Origin of the sequence: Vibrio sp. V01_P9A10T6, assembly GCF_963877065.1 — a bacterium.
Classification (GTDB): Bacteria; Pseudomonadota; Gammaproteobacteria; order Enterobacterales; family Vibrionaceae; genus Vibrio; species Vibrio anguillarum.
On the sequence record NZ_CAWNTB010000116.1, the window covers coordinates 1 to 2,702 of the forward strand.

The 2,702-nt window shown below is 41.4% G+C and carries 2 protein-coding genes; both read left to right on the forward strand.

Translation table 11 applies throughout. The features are described from left to right. Window positions 1-265 precede the first annotated feature (265 nt). Window positions 266-427, forward strand: coding sequence for a hypothetical protein (locus AACQ21_RS06470; protein WP_000488088.1), 162 nt, complete (start codon window positions 266-268; stop codon window positions 425-427). Window positions 428-1,479: 1,052 nt separating this feature from the next. Next, on the forward strand, window positions 1,480-2,702 hold a 1,223-nt coding region (locus tag AACQ21_RS06475; protein ID WP_069648531.1), incomplete at its 3' end, for a hypothetical protein.

Genomic DNA, 2,702 nt, shown 5'->3' on the forward strand with positions numbered 1-2,702 from the left:
AATTGGTAGTAAATGACAGTGCGAATTGTGGCAGCTAAAGATAAGTTTGGCTAAGTAATTCGTTCTCTATACTGAGTATTGGTTAAAAAACTGCATAACAAACGGCTCAAGAGGGATTGCCAACGCTTGGCGGCTTTAGTGCAAAATTGAAGTTCAGTGTTTACAGTGTGTTTTTTGAGTTCGGCGGTGCGTTGTCAACCCCTTAGCCGGGCGTTAACTGGCAAAATGGAAATATCAAAAGCATCTGAGCAAAAGGAGTTTGCAAATGTTTCGTTGTGGTCAGTGTCGTCATTTCGAAAGAGCTAAAAATAATCTCAAGGATCTTTGTGGTGCTTGGGAACAACCTACGACAGCAACGCGAGAAGCTTGCGGATTTTTTATGCTAAGAAAGCCTGCGCGAGATGTGAAAACACCAAACGAAGAGTAGAGTAACCTTCTTTCTGTTTGTTAAAAGTGCAGTGAAAATCATAAGCACTGGCCAGTTAACAAACGCCTTAAGAGGGACTGTCAACGCGTAGCGTTTCCAGTCCCGATGAGCCGCGGTGGTTACGGTTGTTGTGTTTGAGTTTAGTTGTTATGCGTTGCCAGCCCCTTAGGCGGGCGTTAGGTCACGACGGGATCACATGAACAATGTAAGACGGTGTCGAGCGAGTATGGAAGAGCAAATAGGGCATAGAAGAAAGAAGGCAAAAAAGACGAATATTAGTCATTTCTATGATACCCTTGAGGCGCTTTCGTGCGCACCTTAATCGGGGCACGATTGAAGAGTGACGCCCGCAAGACCTCAAGGTAGAGCTATGACAAATACTTCGGCTTCGATTTTTGTCTACATCTTCAATTCCATTTGATAATCAATACGTAACGAGACATGTTAGACTAATTTGGTCGTGACCTAACAATCGATTCAAGACAGATTCGCAACGCATAGCATTATCGTTATGCTTGGCATGAGTGGTTACGTTGCTATGCGTTAAGTTGGTTTAGGCGTTGCTCACTGCTTAATCGGGCGTTATGTGCATACGAGTTGAAACGGAGAGAACAATGCCACTAATTGAGATCCCAGATGAGTTAAGGTCAAAATGTGGCTCTAATTTACACTGGGATTTGTACAAAGTTGATGTGAGATTGAGGTCTGGAGTCATACTCTACGATTTAAGTGTGCGAGACAAGGTGGCTTTTGAGCCAACCGCTGATGAATCTCCTGATAAATACAATTTTCAAAGTTCAGATATCGTAAATATTAGACCTGCGACTGTGCCAAGTCGCATTAAAACCTTATTTTTTGGTTGGTAGTAGTCTTCACATTAGTTGTTGTTCTGATGTTCGAGCATCGGCACATAACAAACGCCTCAAGAGGGACTGTCAACGCTCGGCGTTTCCAGTCCCAATGAGCCGCAGTGGTTATGGTTGTTGTGTTTAAGTTTGGTTGTTATGCGTTGCCAGCCCCTTAGGCGGGCGTTAGGTTTTTAGGAGAATACGGTGGCATATAAAGGTAATCTATTTATCGCAGGTACAGATAGTGCAGATGGACGTTATGTTTCTGGTATTGCACTTACACTTTCTGCTACATCACCAATAAGCTATCTCTACAACTCACCTTGCGGAGAATGGCAAGTTGAATTTATTTCAGGGATTAATGATGTTGCCGCTAGAACAACACAGAAGCTATCAAGGGAAGATGTTTTAATTTTGGGGTTTGAACAGGTTCAAAGGGCTTTAGACATCCTATCTGTTAGAAAAATCACATCGATTATTACTGTAGACCCAACACGTAATAACGTAGGGGTATGCTCCAGAGAAGGAAATCTGGTTTTATTTCATTATGCTTTGCATGACTTTTCGATGGGGTTGTCTCTTGAGGTCAAAATGACTGATAGTGAGGGGAATAATATACCAACCCAAAAAGAGCCTGAGCCGATATGGAGCGAATCATTTAGGTATTATCGACTTTCTCAATCATCTAGTGACTTATTTGAAGCGTACCGAAATTTGTTTTTAGGTTTTGAAGCGTTATTGAATGAGGTAGTTCCTAAAAAACGAAAAGAACGTGAAGGGGTTTGGTTTAAGCGAAGCTTGAGTGTGATTCACGAAAAAATCGATTTAACTGAGCATTTAGCTGAAGCTGGGCAAGATCCAGTGGCTTACATCATTAAGAGTCAGTATAAAGACATTAGGTGTAGGTTGTTGCATGCGAAACTTCCAGAAGCTACTTTACCCCACTCAATAGTTAATCCAGTTGAAGTCAAGCAAGCATATGAGCAGTTGTTACGTATTTGGCGTCATATTGCAGGGCATTATTTTGATATTCCTAATGGTGGTGGGGTTATTACATATATTGGCTTTGAAAACTTCATGTCAAATGCTCTTAAAGGTTGTGTCGGTACATCATATACTGAAGATAGTTCACCTCCATCAAATCAAGATGATCGAATTAGTCCAACTGGCTTGCCGGTATATGATTTTTCTCAAACGGACTACTTAGGAGCTTGTAACCCCGGCGTAGTCAGAGTTTTTGCTCGGGAAAAAAAATTGGATACGATTGGCGTTAAAACAATCTACAGAGTTTGTGTAAATCGAGCAGGTACTTTGTTTAGTGTTGCTTACTTAAACTACGGTTTAAAAATATCAGGTGTAGATGAGTGGGAATCAATCTCTGATTTTCGTCTAATCAATTCAACTCAGCCTAGTACAGAGTTCAAAAC

Coding starts and splice junctions, on each gene's coding strand:
- AACQ21_RS06470 (WP_000488088.1), top strand. CDS start 266: ATGTTTCGTTGTGGTCAGTGTCGTCATTTCGAAAGAGCTAAAAATAAT.